This window comes from Bacillus sp. P4_E1 (genome assembly GCF_056401715.1).
In genome coordinates this window covers 133,279-158,808 of the sequence record NZ_JBFUIV010000005.1, presented here as the reverse complement: position 1 = coordinate 158,808, position 25,530 = coordinate 133,279, and the positions used below count along the sequence as shown (strand labels likewise).

Sequence of the window (25,530 nt, the reverse complement as noted above, 5' to 3'; positions counted from 1 at the left end):
CTTTATATATATTAAACCATACTAAAAGAGGTAAAAAAAGAAAAACTACCTATTATTAAGTAGTTTTTCTTAAAAAGTCTGAATTTCGTAAAGATTACATAATCAAAATGAATTCTATAAAATTTTCAACTCTGCTGTTAACCTATGAAATGCTTCCTTATCTTGCTTATCCAAAGCTTCATCAATTTGTTTCAAAAGACGTTCTCTTCTAAATGAGAATACACTTTCTTCTAAAAATCGTTCTGCAAGCAATCGATCTTTTTCATTCACTTCAATATGCTTTGGCAAATATGGGTTTTCTTCTAATACAGCTACATAGTTTGCATTTTGGAACGATGATTTAAAATTAAGCTGAATATAAATATCCTCATCTCGATTCAAACGAATATCATGAAACGATTTTTCTGCATCTGTTGTCATTACATTTTGTTTGAAAAAGTGAAACGGTGTGTCTTTCACACAATTTGCTGACATTACTAAGCCACGCGGACAATATTTTGCATGTTCTACGAAGTGGACTTTATGCATTAATTGATCGTGACTCATTAAATAATTCAAAATCCATACACATTCACGCTGTTTCAGTTGGTAATTATTCAAAAACCATTTTACAAAATCCTTCTTCTCGTTTACAGAAACAGGGGTATTCATAGCGATTAAGTCCCTCCTCTGTCTTTCTCTTTTCTTTTTAGATTCAAGAAGCGGCATTCAGTTTCCTTCCAACTTATGAAAAATCCTCTAAATTATATAACAATTCTTCAATATGAATTTGTGTCGGGTCTAGTTGTATTAACTGCGTAAATACTTCTTTCGCCTCTTTTCGCATTCCTTCTTCTAATAAGAAATAACCGTACTCTTCCAAGAAATCTGGATGATTCTTAAAAGAAGTATATGCACTTTCATAGTGTTTTAATGCATCCGAATACATTTCTAATTGTTTTTTTGCAAATGCAAGATCCCAAAGTAGTTGTGTATCTGGTTCTCCACTGTCAATTGCACGCTCTACAACTGCAATTAGCTCTTCGTATTTCTCTTGTTCTTTTAAAATATACGCATATTTTAATATCGCACCTAAATGTCCCGGATCTAGCTCCAGTGCTTTTTGAAGCACTTCTTCTGCCTCCGCTATTTTACCTAATTTCGCCGCAATATTCGCTAATTCTACATAGAAAGGAACAGACAGCTCATCTACTTTAATTCCTTCTTGAAGTGTTTCATAGCTTTCTTGAAGCATGCCTTCTTTTTCATAGCTTTTCGCTAAATACATGTATAACGATGCGTATTCAGGATCTAATTCTTTTAATTCTTGCCAAGCACCAATTGCTCTTTGATATTCTTCTCCTTGGTATAATGTGAAGGCATATCCAAATAATGAGTGAATATCTTTTTGCTCTTCTAACCCCGCTTCATAGTAAGAGATTGCCTCTTCCCAGTTTCCAATAGCACTTAAAGTTTCTGCTAGACGAAGCGCAATGACAACACCACCCATAACTTTATGTTCTGCTAGTAACGATTCATAATAAGTGATCGCCTTTTGCTCTTCACCTTTACTACTATATAATTCTGCTAACCCAAACGTAATAACAGGTTCGTCTGGCATCATTTCTTTCGCCTTTAATAGTTTTTGTTCTGCTACATCATCAAAACCTTGCATTTGGAATAAATCCGCTACAAGTAATAACGATTGAACATATAAATCATCGTTTTCTGGAATATCATGAAGCACTTCAATCGCTTCATCTTCTTTATCTAAATCAATATATAATTCTGCTAAAAATACCGTAAATTCACTTTCTTCCGGATATAGCAAGCGTAAGTCTTCAGTAATTGCTAACGCCTCATCCATAAACCCAAGTGTATGATAGTAACGAGCGATATCATACTTCTCTTCATCATTAGCAACTCGTAGTTGTTCTTTTAATAATTGTAATCCTTTTTCTGCTTCACCGTTTTCAATATAAGAAACAGCCTGTTCAAACTTTTGCATAAACGTCTCCTTTAATTCAAAAAATATTCTCTTCTGTTCATTTATCATAAGCAACTAGGTGTAAGAACGCAACCTTTTGAGTGAGCTACCTCTTCCTATACTTTCTCTCATAGCGCAGCTAATTGTTCGAAAAATTCCGGATACGATACAGCGACCGCATCACTATTCTCTATTTTCACTTCTCCATCTATAATACACGATGCGATTGCAAGCATCATCCCAATACGATGATCGCCGTGACTATTAACAGTATTTCCTTTTAAACTTTGTTTACCATATATAATCATACCATCTGGTGTAGCTTCAATCTTCGCACCTAATTTTCCTAATTCATCTACAACCGTATCGATACGATTTGTTTCTTTTACTTTTAACTCCTCAGCGTTTTTAATAACAGTAATTCCTTCTGCCTGCGTTGCCAATAAAGCAATTACAGGAATTTCATCAATTAATCTTGGAATAAGAGTTCCACCAATTTCTATTCCTTTTAGTTTAGATGTTTCAATCGTAATATCCCCGCACGGTTCAAACTCTTCATTTCTAATATGATCGATAGAAATAAGTGCACCCATCTTTGTTAATACATCTAAAATCCCTGTTCTCGTCGGATTTAAACCAACGTTTTCCAATACAAGCTTACTATTTTGGACAATTGCACCAGCTACTAAGAAAAATGCCGCCGAAGAAATATCTCCTGGAACTTCTATGTCTGCACCTTTAAGTTGTTGTCCACCTTGTAATGAAACGGTCCGTCCATTAACATCTACGGTACAACCGAATGCACGCAACATTCTTTCCGTATGATCACGAGATTGCATAGGCTCTGTTACCGTAGTAATCCCTTCCCCTTGCAAACCCGCAAGTAAAACTGCTGACTTCACTTGTGCGCTTGCTACTGGTGAATGGTAATGCATCCCTTTTACCTTACCACCGCGAATAGATAAAGGTGTATATTGTCCGTTTTCTCTACCATCAATTTGAGCATTCATCTTACTAAGCGGGTCTGTAACACGTTTCATAGGACGTTTTCCAATTGATGCATCACCAATTATCGTACTATGGAACGGTGTATTTGCTAAAATCCCAAGCATAAGACGAATAGTCGTCCCTGAATTCCCCACATCTAATACTTCTTTCGGTTCTTGTAAATTATGTAATCCTTTACCGTAAATCGTGACATCGTTACCAAACTGTTCAATCTGGACACCTAGTTTTTGAAAACATGCAATTGTACTTAAACAATCTTCTCCTAATAAAAAATTTGATACTTTCGTCGTCCCTTCCGCTATCGCTCCAAACATAACAGAGCGATGCGAAATAGATTTATCTCCTGGAACAACAATTTTCCCATTCAAACTATTTTTTCGTCCTACTAGTTTCAAACTGTATCCTCCTCACATTTTAAATAAGTTATATGTACAATAGTTCTTCTTATACGTCTACTTCTATTGTAACGTTTTCTTTCTTGAACGTGCAAACAACTCCCCTTATTGCAGTTCAAATGAAAAAGGCTCCTGTAACAGGAGCCTCCACCATTTCTTAAGAATACGTTTCTTCTTTCTTCACTTGTTCTTTTACAAGTTCCGTAAGTAATTCAATAATCTCATCATTTTCTTCTTTTAATCCAACAGTAATACGAATACCATCATGCATACCAAATGCTGCACCAGAACGAACGATATATCCTTTTTTCATTAATCGTTCGAAAGCTTCATTACCAGGTATACCAAGTTTCAAGAAAATGAAATTCGTTTGAGATGGATAGTAGAATACGTTATATTCCTTACAAAATGCATAATATTGATTTAATCCTCCGGCATTTTTCTTCACACACTCTTGTAAAAACTGTTGATCCTCTATTGCCGCTAATGCTACCGCTTGGGCGATAGTTGATGTGTTAAATGGTAGTCTCGCTACCTCTAGCTGCCCAATAAGCTTTGCATCACCAATCGCATATCCAATACGAAAAGCAGCTAATCCATATGCTTTTGAGAATGTGCGTAGCACCATAAGATTTTCGTACTTTTCAAGAAGAGGTAATGTTTGCGGATAATCTTCTGCCCCAGCATATTCATAATATGCTTCGTCCATAATAACGAGCGCTGACTTTGGAACTGATTCTAAAAATGAAAGTAATTTTTGTTTTTCTACATATGTACCTGTCGGATTATTCGGATTACAAACCCATACAATCTTCGTTTTCTCATCTACTTGTTGTAACATTGCATCTAAATCGTGAATGCCATCTTTAAGTGGTACTTCACGAACTTCTGCTCCTTCAATAACAGCATGGTGATGGTATTGCGAGAACGTAGGGTTCGCCATTACAACATTTGTTCCATTATGTAGCAAAGCACGACTAATCATTTGAATAACTTCATCTAGCCCACTACCAAATAAAAGTTGTTCCGCTTTTACACCTAAATGCTCTGCTACTTTCTCACGAAGCTCAAATGCCGCCCCGTCCGGATAGAGTGCATATTGATTAGCTAACGAAGTTAATGCTTCTGTCACACGCGCAGAGCAGCCAAATGGGTTTTCATTCGACGCTAACTTCACAATTTTTGACAATCCATATTCTCTTTTTACTTCTTCAATATTTTTCCCAGGTACATATGCTCTCAAAGTTAACAATTGCTCTTTTACTCTCACTTTTCTTCCCCCAGTCATTGATATGATTTATAATGTCTTACTGTCACCTTTAATCATAACCGTCACCATTACGAGAATACCTTTAAATATGCATTTCATACCTGTTCTACGACTTTTTTACACCATATCCTTTTGAAATGCTTCTAACGCAATATGAACAGTCTCATCTGAAATAGATACGACATTCACTCCCCCATATTCCTGCATAAGCACCATATGAATTGTTCCAGCATTTGCTTTTTTATCTTGTTTCATCAACTGAACGAGACGTTCTACATTCAAGTCACTTGGCATTTTTGGATAACCGTATTTCAAGAACCACTGCTTCATTTCTTCATAAGAAAGATCAACTTTGTACACTTGCTCACTTAAAAACATAGCAAATAGCATGCCAACCGCTACTCCATCACCGTGAGTAATATTCCCATATCCTAACTCTTTTTCAAGAGCATGTCCTAACGTATGCCCAAAATTCAAATGGGCACGTACACCTTTTTCTGTTTCGTCTTGCGACACAATATTCGCTTTCACAGGAATCGCCTTCGTTAATATATGAATTAACTTTTCATCACGAAGATCCGTTAACGTTTGCACTTCTTCTTTTAACCAATGATATAGCTCTACATCACCAATAAGAGCATGCTTTATCACTTCTGCATAACCTGATCGCCACTCTTTTTCAGGAAGTGAATGTAAAAATGGCGTATGATATACAACAGCTTCTGGCTGATGAAACGCTCCAATCATATTTTTTCCTAGTGGATGGTTAATTGCTACTTTCCCGCCTACTGCGCTATCGTGAGCTAATAAAGTCGTTGGAACTTGGACAAAGCGAATACCACGCATAAACGACGCGGCAACAAATCCAGCCAAATCTCCAATCATTCCGCCTCCAAGTGCGATGATTAAAGAATTTCTATCTAATTTATTTTCAAGAGCCGAAGTGTGAGCCTCATAGAAATTTTCAAAAGACTTCTCTTTTTCGCCACTCGGTACAACAAACGAAAATACTTTTTGCTCTACTTGCAATGCATCAACAACTGTCTGTAAATGCAGTGATGCAACAGCTTCATCAGAAATGATCATTATGTTAGATACTGCAGGATTCATTTTTTGAATAAGCGTTGTTAAGTGTGACAACGCCTCCCTTCCAACATGTACATCATATTCTTTTGATTTCGTTTGAATATGTATGTTCTCCATTAAAATCCCCTCGCATATTCATTATGTTTCTCAATATTTTCACGTATAAGATCGATACGATCTAATCCAAATTGTTCAATTAAAGCTGTTGCGAGCTCCCAAGCCACAACAGCTTCAGCCACAACGCTAGCTGCTGGCACTGCACAACTATCTGAACGTTCAATACTCGCTGTAAAAGGTTCTTTCGTATCAATATCAACACTTTGAAGCGGTTTATATAATGTCGGTATCGGTTTCATAACACCGCGCACAACAACCGGCATACCAGTTGTCATGCCACCTTCTAATCCACCTGCATTGTTCGTTTGTCTTCTGTACCCTTGCACTTCATCCCAAAGGATTTCATCATGCACTTCACTTCCTGGTCTATGTGCTGCTTCAAAACCAATTCCAATTTCAACACCTTTAAAAGCGTTAATACTCATAATTGCCGCTGCTAATTTTGCATCTAATTTTCTATCATAATGTACATAGCTACCTACTCCAATTGGCATTCCTTCTACAACTACTTCAACAATACCACCGATAGAATCACCATTTGCCTTCGCATCATCAATTGCTTGCATCATCTTTTTACCGGCCTCTTCATCTAAACAACGTACAGGAGATGCTTCTGTAGTACTTTGTAATTCCACAATAGAGTTATATTTAATATTTGCTGCCTGTACACCACCAATCTCGATAACATGTCCCGCTACTTGTATACCTAATTCCGCTAATATTTTTTTTGCAACTGCACCAGCTGCAACACGAACTGTCGTTTCACGTGCTGAAGAACGCTCTAATACATTCCTCATATCTCTATGACCATATTTAATCGCACCATTTAAATCTGCGTGTCCAGGTCTAGGTTTCGTAACTTTCCTTTTCAGTTCTTTCTCTTCCTGCTCAGTTAACGGCTCTGCACCCATAACCTTTGTCCAATGTGTAAAATCACGATTTTCAACAACAAGTGCAATCGGTGACCCCATCGTCTTCCCATGCCTAACACCACTTACAATTTGCACTTGGTCTTTCTCAATTTGCATGCGTCTACCGCGTCCATATCCTTTTTGTCTTCTAGCTAATTCTTCATTTATATCATTCGCTACTAAAGATACCCCTGCCGGAACACCTTCTAAAATTGTCGTAAGTTGCGGACCGTGGGATTCACCAGCTGTAATATATCGCATACGTTATTCCTCTTTTCGCATATGTATTTATCCCGCTACATAAAGCAGCTATATTATCTTCCATCACTCTTTAAAATACAAAGAAATTATATAGTAAATCGAATGTTTGCTTTCCCTACTTGTAATTGTTCGATTATTTTCATAATAGTAAACCTTTTACTTTACATACCAATATATCATAACAGCCCTAACTTCGTAACTGATCGAAATAAAAAAAGTGCAAGAAGAATACCCCTATTCTTCTCACACTTTTTACTATTATCACAGTTATTAAAGCGTTTACAAATTATTTCAAAATAATTAGTAAATCCATTGATTCATTAATTTTGAGTAGTCTACTAATTCTTCTTCCTTAAAGAAAATAGCAATCTCGCGTTCTGCACTTTCTAAAGAATCCGAACCGTGGATAATGTTTTTCGCAACAGTTACACCGAAATCTCCACGAATTGTTCCAGGAGCAGCTTCATGTGGTCGTGTTTTACCCATCATATTGCGTGCTGTATCTACTACACCTTCACCTTGCCATACCATTGCGAATACAGGACCAGATGTAATAAAGTCTACTAATTCACCAAAGAAAGGTCTTTCTTTATGCTCACCGTAGTGTTGTTCAGCAATTTCCGGAGTAACTTGCATTAATTTTGCACCAACTAATTGAAAGCCCTTTTTCTCAAAACGAGCTACAATTTCCCCAATGAAGGCACGTTGTACACCGTCTGGTTTTACCATTAGAAATGTTTTTTCCATAAAAAATCTCTCCACTTCTGAATTATGTATGTAATTGTATATCCCCACACACATATTAACACCCTTATCACAATTGCGCAATAGTTTTGAAATAGAGAGATTATTTTATTTTTTAGACAAAACACTAAAATTTTCGTTTTCCAATATACTTTGCGACATTTTGCAACGCATACTTCGCCTGTCCACGAGGGAGTGGTTTTATTATTTCTAATGCTTTATGTAAATAACGTTCACTAAACGAAAATGCTTTATCAATAGCTTCGCTCGCTTTAATATCATCAATAATTTCTTTCATTTCACTTGCTGTTGTATTTTCATGCACAGATGTAATTTTTTGACGAAGAACTGGATCTTCCATGGCATACAAAACAGGTAATGTAATGTTACCTTGTAATAAATCACCACCAGCAGGCTTTCCAAGCTTCTCTTCTGTCGATACGAAATCTAAAATATCATCAATAATTTGATAAGACATACCAACAAAATATCCGTACCAAAATAGACGATTTACAGTATCACGATTAGCACCAGCAGCAATCGCTCCCAACTGACAACTTGCGGCGATTAACAATGCTGTTTTTCGTTTTATCCTTCTTAAATACGTTCTTAAATTTTGATCATAGTTATACTTATCTTTAATTTGTTCGATTTCACCTTTACAAACTTCTAAAATTGTATGAGACAACGCTTGATGTGCATCTGGAATTTCTATATTTGTTATACATTCAAGAGACTTCGCAAACAAGTAGTCTCCTGTATACATTGCAATACGATCTCCCCATTTCGCATTCACTGTTGCGCTACCGCGTCGTAAAAACGCAGCATCAATGACATCATCGTGAACAAGCGAAGCCATATGAATTAGTTCTAATGCAACCGCAACATGCTTAATTGCATCTAACTTATAATCCCCAAATTTCCCTGCAAGCAAAACAAAAACAGGGCGAATCCGCTTCCCGCCTGCTTCAATAAGCTGTAATGCCGCTTCTTCTACTAACGGCTGCTCCGAAGCAACTGTCTTCTTCAATTCTTTTTCTATAACATTAATATCCGATCGTAAAAAAGAGTACATAAGTTGTAACTTCATATTGTTCACCTTAACCTAAAACGTCTTTTTTCTATTTTCTATTTTGATTCTGGTTTAATACCTAAATGCATAGCTGCTACACCAAAAGTAAATGGTTTCACTTGCACATTCTTAAGCCCAGCTTCTTCAAACATACGTGCTAACTCTTTCATCCCAGGGAATGTACTAGCAGATTCCTGAAGCCATGAATATTCTTTATAACTTTTCGCAAACATCTTTCCAAATAACGGCATGATATATTTAAAGTATAAGACATATCCTTGACGAAAACCTATCATCGTTGGTTGAGATGTTTCCAGGCAAATTACTTTTCCACCAGGCTTTACTACACGCGTCATTTCTTTTAATACTTGCATGTAATCCGGAACGTTACGTAACCCAAAACCAATCGTTACATAATCAAACGTATTATCTTCATAAGGAAGTTCCATTGCATTTCCATGCATAAGTTCTACTTGCTTTAATTCTAAAGCTTCTACCTTTTGTTTACCGACAGCTAGCATATTTTCGCTAAAGTCTAAACCGTAAACCTTCCCATCTTCACCTACAGCTCCCGCTAGTGCAATTGTCCAATCTGCCGTCCCGCAGCATACGTCAAGTGCCTTACTCCCGGGTTTCACATCCATAATTCGCATCGTTTCTTTGCGCCATGCCTTATGCCTTTGAAAACTAATTACAGAATTCATCACATCGTATTTATCAGAAATTTTCTCAAATACGTCATGTACTCTTTCTTCTTTTGATTGTTGCATGCTCGTACCTTCTTCCAATGTAAAGTTGCTTATTTCCTTGATTTATCTCTTAACATAGAAATTATCTCATTAACTTCTGTATGATTCTCTAAAAAATTTTCTTCTTGCTTTCTCATTTCCATAAGCCATTCATTAATAACTGTTTCCAAATTTTTATCATCATCCAATGAGATTTTTTGGACTGCTTGAAAAACAGGTGAATTTTGTTTATCAGCATACAATTGACACTCTTTTTGAAGACGATTTTTTCCTAACACATAAGTTATATATGGTTTCCAATTAGATAACTGAAAATGATCACATGTTTTTTGCAAAAGCGCAGATTCAATTATTACTACACTTTCCATTATGTCTTGAATCGCCACATGTGCTTTTTGATATAGCATAATTTTATGTTCATTAATCTCCTTAATTCCTTCAGCAAGTGCACGAATTAAGATAATATCACAATTCATTGACAATAAGTAATAGTATAGACCACTATAATAATCCCCTGCAAGAACTGTCAATTGACGACGCTTATGGAATCCACTCGTCTCTTCGTTTGCTTTATTTGATACTTTTTCATGTGTATCAAGAGCAATTTGTACAAGCATAATCGTTACGACATAATGATCAATTTGTTCTTTATGTATATTTGCACTTTTTAATGCACCGTATAACAGCGCTATTTTTTCTTCATCAATAAATGGTTCTTCAATATAGTTTATAAAATAAGGATGGCGTAATTTCTCCATCAATTTCTCTTTAATACCCGCATACCCTCCGTAGATGTCACACACAAAAAATCACCCTTGTTTTCTAATTCATAAAATTTATTATAACACATACATTCTATTTTCTATAATCAAAACTTGGCTACTTCTGCCAAACTGCCACCGAATAAAGCCTCAACTTTTATTCATACAAGTTATCTTCGTCTCTAACAACTACAAACATTCATTTACACAAAAGGCAGAAGTAATTTTCAACCTTTATATTCTTGCTCTTTAACATTAAAACTATATCATTTTTTTGTATATAAAAAAAAGAAAAGCAGTTTCCCGCTCTTCTTTAATTCGTCTTAATAAACGATAAAATTTCACTACGTGCTGCTGCATCATTTTCTAACACGCCGCGCACTGCAGTCGTTACTGTTTTCGCACCAGGCTTTTTCACACCACGCATCGTCATACACATATGCTCTGCTTCTACTACTACCATTACACCATGCGGCTCTAGTACTTCCATAATAGAGTTAGCTACTGTTGATGTAATACGTTCTTGTAGTTGCGGACGACGCGCAATTGTGTCTACAGTACGAGCTAATTTACTTAGTCCCGTTACTTTTCCACCTTGCGGAATATATGCAACGTGAGCAACTCCATAAAACGGAACAAGATGATGCTCACACATCGAATAGAATGGTATATCTTTTACTAGCACAAGCTCTTCGTGTTCTTCTCCGAATACTTTGTGTAAATGCTCTTTCGGATCCTCATGCATTCCTGAGAATACTTCTGCGTACATTTTCGCAACACGTTTCGGTGTATCAAGTACTCCCTCGCGATTTGGGTCATCTCCGATTGCCTCTAAAATAAGACGTACTGCATGTTCAATTTGTTCTAAATTAACTTTTGCCATCCGCTAGCCCTCCCGAAAAACCTAAAAGTGATACGAACACATTCTAGCATATTTATGTTTTTAAAAGCAAAAAGAAGAGTTTCCAAAAAGGAAACTCTTCTTCCCTGTTAATATGTAAGGATTATTTAACCGCATCTTTTAACGCTTTACCAGGTTTGAATGCAGGTACTTTACTTGCAGCGATTTCAATCTCCTCACCTGTTTGTGGGTTACGACCTTTACGAGCCGCACGCTCACGAACTTCGAAGTTACCGAATCCGATTAGTTGTACTTTATCACCTTGTTTTAAAGCTTCTAAGATAGAATCAAAAACAGCGTCCACTGCTTTTGTTGCGTCCTTTTTAGAAAGGGAACTTGCTTCTGCAACAGCATTGATTAAATCTGTCTTGTTCATGCCATTCACCTCCTCCCAAAGATAAGACTGTATAATGATCATAAAATGAGTCTTACTTTCATTTGTAGGCAATTTTTACAAATTCTATACTACAAAGATGTAGATAAATCATTATCAACGCCTATATTATACGATTCTCCTTTATAATTCAATATTTTTAAGGAAATTGTTACTCTAAAAATGTGAAATTCTGATGAAACTTGACAATTTACAACAAAATATTAGATAATGACTGTTTATTTTTCTATTACGTACTCAAAAAGAAAAAAATCCCTCTGCAATTAGAGGGATTTTTTTCTTATAATATAATCGCAATTAATCCGCCAGATCCTTCATTAATAATTCTTTCTAGCGTTTCTTTTAATTTATAACGAGCGTTTTCTGGCATTAGAGATAACTTCGCTTGAATTCCTTCTCTAACAATAGAGCTAAGAGAGCGCCCAAATATATCAGAATTCCAAATTGATAGCGGGTCATCTTCAAAATCTTGCATCAAGTAACGAACTAGTTCTTCACTTTGTTTTTCAGTACCGATAATTGGTTCAAATGTTGATTCTACATCCACTTTAATCATATGAATAGACGGCGCAACCGCTTTTAATTTAACACCGAACCTTGAGCCGTGACGAATAATTTCCGGTTCATCTAAGCTCATATCAGCTAATGCAGGCGCTGCTACTCCATATCCGGTTTGTTTTACCATCCGCAGGGCATCCGCCACTTGGTCATACTCTGTTTTCGCATGAGATAAATCGAGCATAAGCTTTAATAAATGATCTTTCCCTCGAATCTCTACTCCTACTACTTCTTTTAAAATTTGATCATACAATTCATCTGGCGCATATAAATCAATCTCTGCCACACCTTGCCCCATATCGATGCCAGCTAGACTTGCTCGATCAATAAATTCATATTGACTAAACTGCCAAACGACACGGTCCACATCACGAAGACGTTTTATATCCTTTACAGTCTCTTGAACCGCTTCCTGATAACTTTGGCGTAACCAATGCCCTTCATTTAGCACCATTACCCAGCTCGGAAGGTTTACATTCACTTCTAAAACCGGGAACTCGAATAATGCTTCTCGCAGTACGTTATACACATCTGTTTCTCTTAAACTCTCTACACTCATCGCAATTACTGGGATATCATATTCTTCTGATAAACTTTGACGTAACTGCTCCGTATCTGGATGGTATGGCTGTACAGTATTGATAATCATAATGAAAGGCTTTCCTACTTCTTTTAACTCATTTACAACGCGTTCTTCTGCCTCTATATAATCTCTTCTTGGAATTTCACCAATTGTTCCATCTGTTGTAATAACGACACCAATTGTTGAATGCTCTTGAATTACTTTACGTGTTCCGATTTCTGCAGCTTCATGGAATGGAATAGGCTCTTCATACCAAGGAGTATTAATCATGCGCGGACCATTCTCATCTTCATAGCCTTTTGCTCCTGGAACCGTATATCCAACACAATCTACTAATCGAATATTTACTTCAAGACCTTCATCTACTTCGATAGAAACCGCTTGGTTTGGAACAAACTTCGGTTCCGTCGTCATTATTGTACGACCAGCAGCACTTTGAGGCAGTTCATCCTGCGCTCTTTGACGGTCTGACTCATTTTCAATATTGGGAATAACAACAAGTTCCATAAATTTTTTAATAAATGTTGATTTCCCTGTTCGAACAGCTCCTACAACTCCAAAATAAATATCACCGCCTGTGCGTTCCGCAATATCTTTAAAAATATCTACCTTTTCCAAGTGATTCCCTCCCTCAATATTTTTGGGAATAATTCCACGTTTATAGTCAACTAATACCTTCTCTAATGTTGCCTATAATATCTGATATAATATAATGGTATTCTAGAAGTTCGGACAATATATCATATAATTTTGTCCAATTTCATATGACTATTTAAAAATACCTTTTGTTTGCATCGCAAGTTGTATAACATAAAAAACCTTTCTTCTAGAACTTATTCACTAAAAGAAAGGTTCATGACTTATGATTTCAAAAAAATTGGTTCTCCATTTTTTACTGTGTACGGCAAAGAATATGCAGGAACAAACGGGGAATCCTTCGATAGTATACTCCGGATATCTTCACCTTCTTTAAATTGTCCTTCATTTTTTTTCAACGCTTCATATAAGTCGATTCTATAATCAACAAACAATTCTCCTTTTTCATTAATTACAAGAGGGAGACCTTTTCCTGAGTACGGACTTGTCACTTGTGGTACATCTTTATATCCTAGTTTTTTGAAGTCTAATTCATAAACACCATCTGTGATCACTTTTTTAAAAGGTGGATATTGATGTTCATCACGATACATTCTTAGCTTCAATGCCACTTCTTGAATTTGTTCCGCCATTCTCACATCAATTAACTTTACTGTCGGATTTTTTTCAACATCTATTAATACATATTGATATACTCCACCACTTTCATACGCATTCCCTGGTGCCTCTTGTATGTACCTTGGAGCAATTTTTTGAAAATCAATTGGATACTTCTGATAAATCGGCGTACTCATATCACGCGTCTTAATTGGTAATAAACCATCCGTTTGCTCCTTATATGTATTAATGGCTTTTTGTACAACTTGCAACTGGTCTTCATAAGGAATAGCACTTTGTTTCATATTTTCTCTTGGATACATACACCCTGTTAAAATGCTCATGCAACAAAATATTAAAATAATATGGATTTTTTTCACTGACAATCACCTTTTCATGCTAGTATGGACTGTTGCTTTTGTAACATTTACCGACTACACATCCTTTATTGCTCAATAGGGCCACTAAATACAACAAGGAAAATAACAATTCCCGATACAATCATGAGGGTGTACGCTACTAAAGCTGTAATCCCTTTCAAAAATTTATTCTTCATTTTATGCCTACTCAATAAAATAAAACTTACTGCAAGAAACATAAATCCAATTGCCCCTAAAGCAAACCACATTTTCATAAGCCCTTCCGACATATATACACCCCTTTACTTTCAATCTATTTTTATACTATTTTAACAAATTAAAATCTTTAAACAAATAAAAATCATCATTTTTCCGTGAATTGATGATTTTTATTTAAAATAATAAAACCGAAGCACGAAATAATGCGCTTCGGTTGACCAAATATGCCCTTAACAGCTCTATTCCCATTCTTTCATAACTATCATATGCATTCTCTAAACTCTTTGTTTCTCATAATTTATTTTTTAAACATTTTACTTAACGAACCAAAATCCGCCGGCATATTATTGTTAATAATCGCTTTTACAATTTGATCCTCTTGCTCTTTCGGCACTTCGCGTCCTGCCATTAGAGCAACTTGATGAATCAATTGGCGAAGCACTGTCTCATCACGTAAGTTCGCATTTTGAACAGACGACGCTAATTTAAAAATATCTTCTTTGTTCACTTTCGCTTCTTTTTCAATGTTATTAAAAATGTTGTTATCCATTCTTTTCACCCTCTCCTCAAGTTACTCTTCATCCTATGCAGAGATGAAAAATTGGTGAAAAGACCCATAAAAAATAAAAAACGGTAGAAGTACGAAATGTACTTCTACCGCTTTCTTTATAACAAATCAGGTATCGCTTCAACTTCATGTTTTCGAACACGTCCCATCAATGAGCCTACTGCATCTTTCACATTATTCCCATTGAACAGCACGTCATATAAAGCAGCTGTAATCGGCATTTCAACTTCCATTTTCTCTGCCAATTCATGAGCAGCTTTCGTTGTTCTTACACCTTCTACAACCATACCCATACTTTCTAGCACTTCTTTTAAAGAGTGCCCTTTTCCAAGCATATTTCCAGCGCGCCAATTTCGGCTATGCACACTTGTACAAGTTACAATTAAGTCTCCCATACCAGTTAGACCAGCAAACGTTAACGGATTTCCGCCCATTTTTCTTCCTAAACGAGCAATCTCTGTTAAACCACGTGTCATTAATGCCGCTTTCGCATTATCACCTAATCCAAGCCCGTCAGATATCCCCGCAGCTAGTGCAATAATATTTTTTAAAGCACCACCAAGTTCAACTCCAACGATATCTGGGTTTGTATATACACGGAAATAGCTATTCATAAACAAATCTTGTACTCCCTCAGCCGCTTCCATACGCTTTGCTGCAGACGTAACAGTTGTCGCTTGACGCAATCCAACTTCTTCAGCGTGACTCGGCCCAGATAGTACAACAACATCCTTAATCAAGCTCTCTGGAATTTCTTCCTCAATCACTTCCGAAATACGTTTTGACGTACCTGGTTCGATTCCTTTACTTGCATGAATCCAAGTAATTGGCTCTGTGACAATTTCTTTCATCTCTTGCAATACGTCTCGGTACGCTTTCGTCGGTACTACTAGCAGTACTGTATTTACATCTACTAATGCTTCTTCTAAAGAAGAGTAGGCTACGATTGTGCTTGGCAATGTAATCCCTGGAAGATATCTACTGTTCTCACGCTTCGTATTAATTTCATTCATGAGTTCAGGACGGTTTCCCCAAATACGTACATCATGCCCATTGTCAGCTAATACCATCGCTAACGCTGTTCCCCAGCTACCTGCTCCTATTACTGTGATTTTTGTCATAAAATCACATCCTCTCCATTAGTCTCTTGCTCTAGCGATAATGTGAATCGGCGTTCCTACAAAACCGAACGCTTCACGTAAACGGTTCTTTAAGAAGCGCTCATATGAAAAGTGCATTAATTCTGTATCGTTTACAAATATAACAAATGTTGGTGGTTTTACCGCAACTTGTGTCGCATAGAAGATTTTCAGACGGCTACCATTATGTGTCGGCGTTGGATTCATCGCTACCGCATCCATAATTACATCATTTAATACATTCGTTTGTACACGGATGCTATGGCTTTCATTTACCTCATTGATAACCGGTAATAACGTTTGTGTACGCTTTTTCGTTTTCGCAGATAAGAATACAATCGGTGCATACTCTAAAAATTGGAAATGAGCACGGATGTTTTCTTCAAATGCTTTCATTGTTTTTTCATCTTTTTTCACTGCATCCCATTTGTTTACAACGATAATAACAGCTCGTCCTGAATCATGAGCATATCCAGCGATTTTTTTATCTTGCTCAATAATTCCTTCTTCTCCGTCTAAAACGACTAAAACAACGTCAGAACGTTCAATCGCTCTAAGTGCACGAAGTACACTATACTTTTCTGTACTTTCGTATACTTTCCCTTTTTTACGCATACCAGCTGTATCGATGATTACATAATCTTGATCATCTTTACTATATGGTGTATCAACAGCATCACGTGTCGTTCCCGCTATATTACTTACAATTACACGTTCTTGACCAAGAAGTGCATTTACAAGTGATGATTTCCCTACGTTTGGACGTCCAATTAAAGAGAAACGGATTGTTTCATCGTCATACGCTTCTTCTTCAATCTTTGGAAAATGATTTGCAGCTTCATCTAACAAATCACCAAGTCCTAAACCGTGTGTACCTGAAATCGGGAATGGCTCGCCAAATCCTAATGCATAAAAATCATAAATATCACTACGCATGTCTGGATTATCAACCTTATTTACCGCAAGTACAATTGGTTTTTTAGAACGGTATAAAATTTTAGCAACTTCTTCATCTGCTGCAGTTACACCATCGCGACCATTCGTCATAAAAATGATAACATCTGCTTCATCAATCGCTACTTCCGCCTGTTGACGAATTTGTGTCAAGAACGGCTCGTCTCCAATATCAATTCCACCTGTATCAATAATGTTAAACTCATGATTTAACCATTCTCCCGCACTATAAATACGGTCTCGCGTTATACCTGGTATATCTTCTACGATTGAAACTCTTTCTCCAACAATTCTATTGAAAATAGTAGATTTCCCTACGTTCGGGCGGCCTACTATCGCTATTACTGGTTTCGGCATATACTTTCATCCTTTCAACTTGCTTCTGTTTATTATGTAAAAAACCCTTCTTTGTGCAAGAAGGGATTTGCATTCCAGAATATTTCTCAACGTATCAAAACACCTCACATTATACCACACGTTACTAATGTTTCACAATAATATATACATTATCTTGTAAGCGATGTGCAATACCATCTAAAATAGCCTCTAAATTATTTGCAACAAATTCCAGTTCCTCTGTCGACTCGCAAATAAATAAAGGGGCACCACCTGCAAATTTCTCTGGTGTTGTTGTAATGACTGCGAGAATAACACTTTCTAACATCATCTCTTATCTCCCCTTCCTTTCGGAGCTTCTGATGACATATGAACAGCACTCTCTAATGTTGGTACATTTCCGATTACCCCTATCGCTTTTTCTGCATCTTGATCTTGCGGCAGAACAAAAATCCCAACTCTCCCATCCTCTAAATCACGCTTCGCTAACGGTACAAGTGCCGGCGTTCCAGAATCTCTATATATTCCTAAAGCAACCGAAACATCATGTAAAATAGCTTGCCGTTGTCCTAAGTTTGAGATTGTAACCATCGCATCTATCGATTTCGGTTTTAAAATAAATCCCATTCCATATTTCATAATTTCTTCTTGCCTTGCTGGCAATCCAATATTCATAATGTAAATATTATCAATATAAAGTCCCGCTCCTTCAAAACGAAGTGGAACGTGCTCTATTTCTACAAGGTCATGAAGTCTTTTACCTGACATTAATTTTTTCGCAATGAAAAAACTTACTATACCAGTAATTACCCCGGCAATCCATGAATCGAATCCTATATACGCAAACGTTGTTACAAACGACGTTAACATCGCCAAGTAGTTACGACTTTCAAATACTAATGCAATTCCTTCAATGTATGTATTACCACGTGGTACGAGCTCATATCCATCTAATTGTTGAAGCGTATTTCTTTCCATATTGCGCACATCACGAAATTGCGTCGCTGCTAACGTAAGAAATGTAATTGCAGAGAAATCTTTTTTCAAAACAGACGGAATCGCAATTGCTCCTAAGGCAGCCGCAATTAATCCCATCGCGATATGAATAATTTTCCCGTGAAGCCTCGTCGGATATTGCCTCGTATCGGTACGAAGCATTAACAACCTAGTTATTGTACCTGCAATTACGCCACATAAAATAGCTGGTGTATATTCAGTCATGTATTACCCTCGCCTTTCTTTTACGTGTTTTCCTCTTAAATTGTTCCATATATACCGATGCCTTTGTAATCCAAAGTAAAATCGCCATAAATAAAGTGGAAACAGCAGCAACATCTAAAAAAGCTAAACTGCCGTATTCATAAGGAAAATGTAATTTACGAAAAATAAGCGTCACCAATAATTCTCCTTGTAACATCCCTATATATAAGGAGCATAATCGTAATATGCGATCCCCGTGCAATAAAACCGATGCATACACAAGTGCACCACTTAACAGCAACAACCTATCAACCACAATCCAAATTGGATCATATACTTCTAACAAATGAAAGCTTGTATATAACATTGCAATAATAAGTGCCGAAAGTAAGGTATATAATTTTTTCCAAATAGAATATAACGCGATACCTACAAAAGAAATAATACAAAGCAAAAGGGCATTTACCGATATCGTGAAAGAAGCAATCGTCACATTTAACTGAGAACAAATAATAAAAATTAATATACAAGCACTTATTTTCCAACGAATAGATTCCTTTTTCATAAAAAAGGTCACGACAATCCACCCTATCCAAGCAACAAAATAAAAAGTACTCCCATCCATCATTTCACCTCCTATGATTTCCATTATGGGAACTTTTTATGAAAGTTAATCCTCCTTTTCTTTGTGCATAGTTTTTCTCATAACAGCAAAACTTTTAATAAGGAGGTGTAACTCACAATGGGTAAAGATCGCCAAGAACGAAAGCTAAGAGAATCACGCCGCGTTGAATCTGATCGCGACCAATCACTTCAATATCCCGGTGCAACAAGTCTTGATACACCGGAGCAAGCTCGAAAGCAGAATCAGCATTAAATAAAGTGAAACCTCAGTGGGGGGGTATCCATCCCCACTGATTATTAGCTCACACCAATCAAGTTGCCCTCAAATAGGCAATACAAAAAGACGGTTTCGATATTGTACGAAACCGTCTTTTTACACAATTATTTTATTTATTTCTACTCGTAATATAATTCTTTTGTTTTTGCATTATAAACCCTATCACTCAACGAGGCGTCAATCGTAACTACACCTGTTGGTTTTTAGAATATGTAATAACATAATACGTATGTAGAGAAGGATCTTTACTCTTTCCCTCTACACGTACATAATCCATCTCTCCTATCTCATTTAACTTTCGCTCAACCTCTTTTTTCGCACCTACAATATCTTCTTTTTCTCCTTTAATTTCCCTACTCACAATGGTATTTCCTTGATCAGAAAGTAATACTACTTCAGCATTACTTAAACTCGCTTCATTTGGTATATTAAAATAATAAATTACATACGAATCTTCCGATGGATTTTTGTCTTCTCCTAATTCCCTCGGCAAAATTAGTGCTTCTATTCCACTTCCTGCATTCACCGTTGGATTCCTATACAATTTATTCCCGACTGCGATTGCAATATTCGCCGTTTTAATTGCTGATTGCGCTGTTGTTGAACTAGAATCTCCTTCTCTTACATTTGAAGTTAATGAAATTTCAACCTTTTTATTATATCCAGAAACCGCTGTATCTTCTCTTATATTTCGTGCATGGATGTTAAAATATTCACTATTATATGTAATGCGTCCTATTGAATTTTTACTATTTGAAGATACATTATCTCCTTTTTTATTAACATCCTCATCCCCAAAATTATCGTAAATTTTCCCTTGTTTCTTTTGACTCTTAAATAGCAATCTCTTATCTTGTTTTATCGCTAACCAGCTATATAGAGAGGAATACTTTCTTACTTTTGCCATGTTTCTCTCCACAAACATGGAAAAAGTGAGAATCCTCCAATAATTCAGCAACATATTTTCTACATTTCTTCATTTTTATAACCCCTTTTTTTCAATTTTAGCTTTTCTACAAGATATTTATATATACTTTTATTATAATGTAAATTCTCTCTTTTTTCCATTTATAGAATTATATAGAACGATAACTTCTCGCCCTCCCTCTTCATTTTACGAAAATAAAACGCAAAAAAATCAACCGGATGGTTGATTTTTTATCGCCTACTATAATGTACAGTGTCAATCCCTCGCTGCGCTAACCAATGGTACGTTTCACCTTTTACAACAAGAGGTACAGATTGTAACTCTTCTATCGTCTTCACGCCAAGAGCTGTCATAATAAATTTTAAATCTGTATGTAAAAGATCAATTTCATCCACTAAATTCTCAACACCATCTTGCATTAAAATACGTAAAAAGTATCCAGCAAACGCAGTTGTATTCGCCCCTAATGCGATTGCCTTCGCCACGTCAAGTGCTGTTTGTATACCCCCAGATGCAATAAAAGAGAGGTTATTATTTGTAGAGGTTGCTTCAATAATCGAGGTAGCTGTTTGTATGCCCCAGTTATTAAAATAAGAAAGCATTCGCTGTCTTCTTTCATTTTCAACAGCAGCAAAATTCGTACCACCTTGTCCGCCAATATCAATTGCTGTTATACCTATATTCGCTAACTGTTGTACTGTTTCCTTACTCATTCCAAAACCGACTTCTTTTACGATGACAGGTACTTTACTTTTTAAAACTATTTTCTCAATCCGCTGAAGTACACCAGTAAAATCACGGTCTCCTTCTGGCATCGTTAACTCCTGTATGACATTTAAATGAATTTGCAGTGCATTCGCTTCAATCATATCAACGGCACGCTCTGCCTGTTCGACAGTTGCCTCACTTCCTAAGTTTGCGAAAAAAATCCCATTCGGATTTACTTTCCTAACAACTTTATACGAAGCCGCTTCACTTTCATCTTTTAAAGCTGCCATTTGCGAACCTACAGCCATAGCAAGGTTATGATGTTTCGCTACATATGCTAATTGCTCATTAATATGTAATGTTTGCTCTCCTCCACCACCAGTCATCGCATTGATAAAAATCGGCGAACTTAGTGAAAGTTCGCCGATTTTTGTTTCACATGTTATAGTGTCATAACTTGAATTTGGCAAGCTTTGATGCACAAAATCAATATCATGAAAGCCATGCGTACGAGACTGACCAGTAGAAAGAGCATATTCAATATGATCTAATTTACGTTTTGCCCTTACCACTTGTACCCCTCTTTATTTCTTTAATTTTTTCAGTTGTTCACCAATAATATCACTTAACTGGAAAGTAGCCGAATCAGCATTTGGCTCATATTGGCTATAATCTTCTGTTACATTATTTTCTTCAAGCGTTTCTTTTATGCTTAAAGAAATACGTTTTTCTGCTACATGGACTTCAAGTACTTTCACTTTTACTTCTTGTCCCATTTCCAATACTTCATTTGGATTTTTCACGTGACGATTTGCAATTTGAGATACATGTACAAGCCCTTCAACACCAGGTAAAATTTCAACAAACGCACCGAATGTAACAAGGCGTTTTACTACTCCCTCACGAATATCTCCAGCTTTTATTTCGCCAGCAACATTTTCCCAAGGTCCTGGCTGAGCTGCTTTAATTGATAAAGAAATACGTTGCGTATCAGCATCAACAGATAACACTTTTACCTTTACCTTTTGACCTTGCTCTAATACCTCAGAAGGTTGCTCTACACGTTCGTGTGAAATTTGTGAAATGTGAACTAAACCGTCCACACCACCAACGTTAACGAAAGCACCAAAATCCGTTAATCGTTGTACTGTTCCTTCAACAATGTCCCCTTCTTTTAACGAAGAGATTGCTTCTTTTTTCTTAGAATCTAGTTCTAGTTCTACTACCGCTTTATGTGAAAGAATAACACGATTTTTTTCACGGTCTAATTCAACAATTTTCACCGCTAATGTTTTTCCTTTATAGTCAGCAAAGTCTTCTACATAATGTACTTCTACAAGTGAAGCTGGGATAAAACCACGAACACCAAGGTCCACAACTAACCCACCATTCACGATATCTTTTACAATAACATCAAATACATGACCAGAATTAAATTTTTCTTGTAATTCTACCCACGCTTTTTCTGCGTCAACAGCTCTCTTAGATAAAACAAGATCATCATCTTCTAATTTAATAATTTTCAATTCAAGTGTTTGATCTAATTCTACAACATCGCTTGCTTTTTCAATATGAACGTTAGCTAATTCACTAATCGGAATTACGCCATCTGTTTTGTATCCAACATTTACAAGAACTTGTTTCTCTTCAACTTTCGTTACAGAACCTGTAACAACGTCACCAACTTGTAATTCTTTTGAATTCATAACTTCTTCATTCATTTTCTCTACCATGGAAATACCTCCCTACAGAATTGACAAAGCATTTTTATGTATATACGAAATGAAAACAAATGTTTTCATTTGCATGTTTAAGAATTTATCATCACATATTCTGTTTCAATACAGTTCACAAGAAACTATATTAAATCTATATAAATAGTATACAGCAAAATCATCTTGAAGAAAGTATGATTTGAAATATAATAGCGAATATATTCTGACATTTTTTCCCCTATGTAACTAACTTCTTACAAATTAGCCCATTTGTCAAGAAAAGAGACTTATAATTCACTTATCCTTTACATTTCAAAAAAAAAAAAGAAAGAGGATAGTCCTCTTTCTTTATTTCGCAAATACTCCTGAAACAATACCCATAATTTTTTGGACAACTTCTTCAATTGATAAAGAAGTTGTATCTAATTCCAATGCATCATCAGCTTTTTTCAAAGGAGAAACTTCGCGTTCTGAATCTAATTTATCACGCCTAGCAATTTCTTCTCTTAACTGCTCTAAATTAGAATCGAAACCTTTATTCATATTTTCTAAATGTCTTCTTTCCGCTCTTTCTTCTACAGAAGCAAGCATAAAGATTTTCACTTCAGCATCCGGTAGTACATGTGTACCAATATCACGGCCATCCATTACTACGCCGCCTTTTTTAGCTAATCCTTGTTGACGACGTACCATTTCTTCACGAACAAGACGATGCTTTGCTACAATAGATACACGATTCGTCACATCTGGCGTACGAATCACTTCAGAAACATCTTGTCCATTTAAAAATACAAGTTGTGTATTTTCCCCTTGCTGAAATTCAATATTTACATTTTTTACAACTTCCATTAACTTTTCTTCATTTTCAATATCCACTTTTTGTTCAAGGGCTGCATATGTAATAGTACGGTACATTGCGCCTGTATCAATGTAAACATATGAAAGTTTTTTTGCAACAACTTTTGCCACTGTACTTTTCCCAGCAGCCGCTGGACCATCTATAGCAATCGAAATTCGTTTATCCATTGTAACACCTCATTTTTCACTTATAAAACAAAACGAAAAGCAGGTATTTTCCCCCTGCTTCTTCTCATTTGCCTCACGTCATTAAATCCTCAATAATTGTAGCATAATCCATCATAGAAGAAAATGAAAACTACTTATTCACCTGTAAGATTTCCGCCTTATTTTTCGTGACGACACCTTCGTAATAAACAATTTTCGATAAATATTTCACTGAAGATTTATGTATAAAAAGCAGTTGGACGACAGAAAGAAAAATAAATTGAATCAGTAATATACGAATTATAATTTTCTCCACTTTTTTCAAAAAAACTCACTCCTTCCCTCTCTACACTTACACATCCACTCTCATAAATTTCCATAAACAAAACCTAACCTAATAACCACTTACCGGAGCACACTTAAGGTAATTTATTTTATTGTCATTTTCTAAGCATACTTTTATACATTTTCATTGTCGAATTTACTCAAAACATGTTATGTTCTAAATGTATTTTTCAACTTGAAAGGGGTATAAGCATTGAAAAGAATCCTAGTTTTACACACAGGTGGAACAATTGCAATGGAGGAAGATAAAGAAACTGGGGTCGTACAACCAGGTAAAAAGAATCCTCTTTTAAAATTCATTCCTGATTTAGAAGGCGATGTTGATTTAATTGTCGAAGATGTGTTCCATCTTCCATCTCCTCACATGACTCCTAGCGAAATGCTACAATTGCAAGTCATCATTGACGAAAGAGTAAAACAAGACGATATTCACGGCGTAGTCATTACGCATGGTACCGATACATTAGAAGAGACAGCTTATTTTCTTGATTTAACAGTTCAAGCAACTATCCCAATCGTTGTGACAGGGGCAATGCGTTCTAGTAATGAATTAGGTGCCGATGGTCTATATAATTTCTTATCAGCTGTAAAAGTTGCTAGTAGTAATGAAGCTGCTGAAAAAGGCGTTCTAGTCGTATTAAATGACGAAATACATTGTGCTACAAATGTAACAAAAACGCACACAAGTAATGTCGCGACATTCCAAAGTCCACAGTACGGACCAATTGGCATGGTAACAAAACGTGGTGTTGTTTTCCATCATGCTTTAGTGCATCACGAAACATGCACAGTACGACAGATTTCTAAAAACGTTGTCGTTCTAAAAGCATACGCAGGTATGGATGATACATTATTATCAGCAATCGAAACAATACCAGTAGACGGAATTGTTATTGAAGCACTTGGACAAGGTAATTTACCTCCAAGAACACTTCCTAGTCTAGGGCGATTAATAGAAAAAGGCATTCCAATTGTATTAGTTTCACGCTGCTTTAACGGTATCGTTCAAGACGTATACTCTTATGAAGGTGGCGGAAAACAATTAAAAGATATGGGCATTGTTTTCACCTACGGTTTAAACGCTCAAAAGGCGCGAATTAAATTACTAGTCGCACTAGAAAACACAAACTCTCACGAAACAATCCAACATATGTTTATGCACGATTAAAAAGAAGCTGTCGAA

At 36.2% G+C, this 25,530-nt stretch carries 28 protein-coding genes; 2 read left to right on the top strand and 26 right to left on the bottom strand.

Going from position 1 to position 25,530, the window contains the following annotated elements; all coding sequences use genetic code 11:
• Positions 1-114 precede the first annotated feature (114 nt).
• The 21 genes from AC1DS7_RS09275 to AC1DS7_RS09175 all read right to left on the bottom strand — a co-directional run bounded on the left by AC1DS7_RS09275 (position 115) and on the right by AC1DS7_RS09175 (position 19,370).
• Positions 115-651, bottom strand: coding sequence for a ReoY family proteolytic degradation factor (locus AC1DS7_RS09275; RefSeq protein WP_002086615.1), 537 nt, complete (start codon positions 649-651; stop codon positions 115-117).
• 73 nt (positions 652-724) lie between these two features.
• On the bottom strand, positions 725-1,987 hold the full coding sequence (locus AC1DS7_RS09270; protein ID WP_002086616.1) for a tetratricopeptide repeat protein: 1,263 nt from the start codon (positions 1,985-1,987) through the stop codon (positions 725-727).
• Between the two features lie 107 nt (positions 1,988-2,094).
• Entirely contained in the window at positions 2,095-3,369 is a 1,275-nt protein-coding gene (gene aroA, locus AC1DS7_RS09265; protein WP_215587529.1) for a 3-phosphoshikimate 1-carboxyvinyltransferase, read from the bottom strand.
• 157 nt (positions 3,370-3,526) lie between these two features.
• The gene (gene hisC / locus AC1DS7_RS09260) at positions 3,527-4,639 is read right to left on the bottom strand and encodes a histidinol-phosphate transaminase (protein WP_002188988.1); all 1,113 of its coding nucleotides are present in this window, start codon (positions 4,637-4,639) and stop codon (positions 3,527-3,529) included.
• Positions 4,640-4,756: 117 nt separating this feature from the next.
• Positions 4,757-5,842 (bottom strand): 3-dehydroquinate synthase, encoded by a 1,086-nt coding sequence (gene aroB / locus AC1DS7_RS09255; protein WP_002011826.1) that lies wholly within the window; start codon positions 5,840-5,842, stop codon positions 4,757-4,759.
• On the bottom strand, positions 5,842-7,014 hold the full coding sequence (gene aroC / locus AC1DS7_RS09250; protein WP_476998927.1) for a chorismate synthase: 1,173 nt from the start codon (positions 7,012-7,014) through the stop codon (positions 5,842-5,844). The genes aroB and aroC overlap by 1 nt, the downstream gene beginning before the upstream one ends.
• A 300-nt stretch (positions 7,015-7,314) precedes the next feature.
• On the bottom strand, positions 7,315-7,761 hold the full coding sequence (ndk, locus tag AC1DS7_RS09245) for a nucleoside-diphosphate kinase (protein WP_000415879.1): 447 nt from the start codon (positions 7,759-7,761) through the stop codon (positions 7,315-7,317).
• 124 nt (positions 7,762-7,885) lie between these two features.
• A complete protein-coding gene (gene hepT, locus AC1DS7_RS09240; RefSeq protein ID WP_002011823.1) occupies positions 7,886-8,848 on the bottom strand; it encodes a heptaprenyl diphosphate synthase component II in 963 nt (320 codons plus the stop codon).
• Positions 8,849-8,886: 38 nt separating this feature from the next.
• On the bottom strand, positions 8,887-9,600 hold the full coding sequence (menG, locus tag AC1DS7_RS09235; RefSeq protein ID WP_002086620.1) for a 2-heptaprenyl-1,4-naphthoquinone methyltransferase: 714 nt from the start codon (positions 9,598-9,600) through the stop codon (positions 8,887-8,889).
• A 29-nt stretch (positions 9,601-9,629) separates the two neighbouring features.
• The gene (locus tag AC1DS7_RS09230) at positions 9,630-10,382 is read right to left on the bottom strand and encodes a heptaprenyl diphosphate synthase component 1 (protein ID WP_215587527.1); all 753 of its coding nucleotides are present in this window, start codon (positions 10,380-10,382) and stop codon (positions 9,630-9,632) included.
• A gap of 271 nt (positions 10,383-10,653) precedes the next feature.
• Positions 10,654-11,223: a GTP cyclohydrolase I FolE gene (gene folE / locus AC1DS7_RS09225; RefSeq protein ID WP_476998926.1), complete on the bottom strand. Its 570-nt coding sequence runs from the start codon at positions 11,221-11,223 to the stop codon at positions 10,654-10,656.
• Positions 11,224-11,344: 121 nt separating this feature from the next.
• On the bottom strand, positions 11,345-11,617 hold the full coding sequence (locus AC1DS7_RS09220; RefSeq protein ID WP_001043860.1) for an HU family DNA-binding protein: 273 nt from the start codon (positions 11,615-11,617) through the stop codon (positions 11,345-11,347).
• Positions 11,618-11,915: 298 nt separating this feature from the next.
• Positions 11,916-13,394: a stage IV sporulation protein A gene (gene spoIVA / locus AC1DS7_RS09215; protein ID WP_000416521.1), complete on the bottom strand. Its 1,479-nt coding sequence runs from the start codon at positions 13,392-13,394 to the stop codon at positions 11,916-11,918.
• 242 nt (positions 13,395-13,636) lie between these two features.
• Positions 13,637-14,350: a hypothetical protein gene (locus AC1DS7_RS09210; RefSeq protein WP_002126422.1), complete on the bottom strand. Its 714-nt coding sequence runs from the start codon at positions 14,348-14,350 to the stop codon at positions 13,637-13,639.
• A gap of 65 nt (positions 14,351-14,415) precedes the next feature.
• On the bottom strand, positions 14,416-14,619 hold the full coding sequence (locus AC1DS7_RS09205) for a DUF2768 domain-containing protein (RefSeq protein ID WP_002011815.1): 204 nt from the start codon (positions 14,617-14,619) through the stop codon (positions 14,416-14,418).
• A 227-nt stretch (positions 14,620-14,846) separates the two neighbouring features.
• On the bottom strand, positions 14,847-15,098 hold the full coding sequence (locus AC1DS7_RS09200; RefSeq protein WP_000369753.1) for a stage VI sporulation protein F: 252 nt from the start codon (positions 15,096-15,098) through the stop codon (positions 14,847-14,849).
• Positions 15,099-15,214: 116 nt separating this feature from the next.
• Complete coding sequence (locus AC1DS7_RS09195; RefSeq protein ID WP_476998925.1) at positions 15,215-16,237, bottom strand: NAD(P)H-dependent glycerol-3-phosphate dehydrogenase; 1,023 nt, start codon at positions 16,235-16,237, stop codon at positions 15,215-15,217.
• A gap of 18 nt (positions 16,238-16,255) precedes the next feature.
• A complete protein-coding gene (gene der, locus AC1DS7_RS09190; protein WP_002011811.1) occupies positions 16,256-17,566 on the bottom strand; it encodes a ribosome biogenesis GTPase Der in 1,311 nt (436 codons plus the stop codon).
• Between the two features lie 124 nt (positions 17,567-17,690).
• Positions 17,691-17,876, bottom strand: a complete 186-nt coding sequence (locus tag AC1DS7_RS09185; RefSeq protein ID WP_002086624.1) for a capping complex subunit for YIEGIA — start codon at positions 17,874-17,876, stop codon at positions 17,691-17,693.
• Positions 17,873-18,766: a YIEGIA family protein gene (locus AC1DS7_RS09180; RefSeq protein WP_002086625.1), complete on the bottom strand. Its 894-nt coding sequence runs from the start codon at positions 18,764-18,766 to the stop codon at positions 17,873-17,875. The genes AC1DS7_RS09185 and AC1DS7_RS09180 overlap by 4 nt, the downstream gene beginning before the upstream one ends.
• Positions 18,759-19,370, bottom strand: coding sequence for a YphA family membrane protein (locus AC1DS7_RS09175; RefSeq protein WP_193652579.1), 612 nt, complete (start codon positions 19,368-19,370; stop codon positions 18,759-18,761). The genes AC1DS7_RS09180 and AC1DS7_RS09175 overlap by 8 nt, the downstream gene beginning before the upstream one ends.
• Before the next feature lie 117 nt (positions 19,371-19,487).
• On the opposite strand from AC1DS7_RS09175, the gene AC1DS7_RS09170 reads away from it, so the two are divergent.
• A complete protein-coding gene (locus AC1DS7_RS09170; protein ID WP_000513901.1) occupies positions 19,488-19,622 on the top strand; it encodes a YpzI family protein in 135 nt (44 codons plus the stop codon).
• Positions 19,623-19,833: 211 nt separating this feature from the next.
• Here AC1DS7_RS09170 and AC1DS7_RS09165 read toward each other — a convergent pair whose 3' ends face one another.
• The 5 genes from AC1DS7_RS09165 to AC1DS7_RS09145 all read right to left on the bottom strand — a co-directional run bounded on the left by AC1DS7_RS09165 (position 19,834) and on the right by AC1DS7_RS09145 (position 24,327).
• The gene (locus tag AC1DS7_RS09165) at positions 19,834-20,553 is read right to left on the bottom strand and encodes a hypothetical protein (protein WP_252188818.1); all 720 of its coding nucleotides are present in this window, start codon (positions 20,551-20,553) and stop codon (positions 19,834-19,836) included.
• A gap of 251 nt (positions 20,554-20,804) precedes the next feature.
• Positions 20,805-21,854 carry a type 2 isopentenyl-diphosphate Delta-isomerase gene (locus AC1DS7_RS09160; protein ID WP_002141028.1) on the bottom strand — a complete coding sequence of 350 codons (1,050 nt, stop codon included), beginning with the start codon at positions 21,852-21,854 and terminating at the stop codon, positions 20,805-20,807.
• Positions 21,855-21,866: 12 nt separating this feature from the next.
• Positions 21,867-23,015, bottom strand: a complete 1,149-nt coding sequence (gene rpsA, locus AC1DS7_RS09155) for a 30S ribosomal protein S1 (RefSeq protein WP_002126412.1) — start codon at positions 23,013-23,015, stop codon at positions 21,867-21,869.
• A 330-nt stretch (positions 23,016-23,345) separates the two neighbouring features.
• Complete coding sequence (gene cmk / locus AC1DS7_RS09150) at positions 23,346-24,023, bottom strand: (d)CMP kinase (protein ID WP_002011798.1); 678 nt, start codon at positions 24,021-24,023, stop codon at positions 23,346-23,348.
• A 130-nt stretch (positions 24,024-24,153) separates the two neighbouring features.
• Positions 24,154-24,327, bottom strand: a complete 174-nt coding sequence (locus AC1DS7_RS09145) for a DUF5359 family protein (protein ID WP_002135263.1) — start codon at positions 24,325-24,327, stop codon at positions 24,154-24,156.
• 213 nt (positions 24,328-24,540) lie between these two features.
• On the opposite strand from AC1DS7_RS09145, the gene ansA reads away from it, so the two are divergent.
• Positions 24,541-25,515 (top strand): asparaginase, encoded by a 975-nt coding sequence (gene ansA, locus AC1DS7_RS09140; protein ID WP_215588884.1) that lies wholly within the window; start codon positions 24,541-24,543, stop codon positions 25,513-25,515.
• Positions 25,516-25,530: the final 15 nt, after the last annotated feature.